Source organism: Oleiphilus sp. HI0117 (assembly GCF_001635235.1).
This window is the reverse complement of record NZ_LWGA01001375.1, coordinates 1-642: the sequence shown is the minus strand read 5'-3', so window position 1 is coordinate 642 and position 642 is coordinate 1. Positions and strand designations below refer to the sequence as shown.

Sequence of the window (642 nt, the reverse complement as noted above, 5' to 3'; positions counted from 1 at the left end):
GCCAACCAGTGGATCAATTTCAGCTTTGTGAATCAATTCAGGCGTTTCTTCAGCAACAGTTTCAATTTCAACACCACCTTCAGTAGAAGCCATAAACACTACGCGCTGAGACGCTCTATCTACGACGGCACCCAAGTACAATTCGTTAGCAATATCAGTGCAACTTTCAACAAGAATTTTTGCAACTGGCTGACCACTCTCGTCTGTTTGATACGTGACAAGATTCTTACCCAACCAGCTCTCAGCAAAGGCCTTGATCTCTTCTTTGGACTTAACCAGCTTAACGCCACCTGCTTTACCACGGCCACCTGCGTGAACCTGGCACTTCACTACCCACATATCGCCGCCAATTTTATCGGCTGCAGCAGCCGCTTCGTCAGCTGTGTCACATGCATAACCTGTAGAAACAGGCAGTCCGTATTCAGCAAAGAGTTGTTTTGCCTGATACTCGTGTAAATTCATAATTCATTCCGTCATTNAATTGATTAATGCCACTCGTATTAAGTGGCCGGACAAAATCTCGGTCAATCCTTAACCGATCACATTGCGCCACTCATTGCTGGCACAGCGTAAATCCCTTTTCTTTCCCGTGTTATGTTCGCACTAGCCCCGCTTATCTATTGAAATAATGCGGGGAATATG

Annotated in this window: 1 protein-coding gene; it reads right to left on the bottom strand. The window is 45.7% G+C overall.

Annotated features, from left to right (window positions below; genetic code table 11):
• Window positions 1-462, bottom strand: a 462-nt coding sequence (locus A3757_RS23455) for an ATP-grasp domain-containing protein (RefSeq protein ID WP_197470270.1), incomplete at its 3' end; no start/stop codon positions are given.
• Between the last annotated feature and the right edge of the window lie 180 nt (window positions 463-642).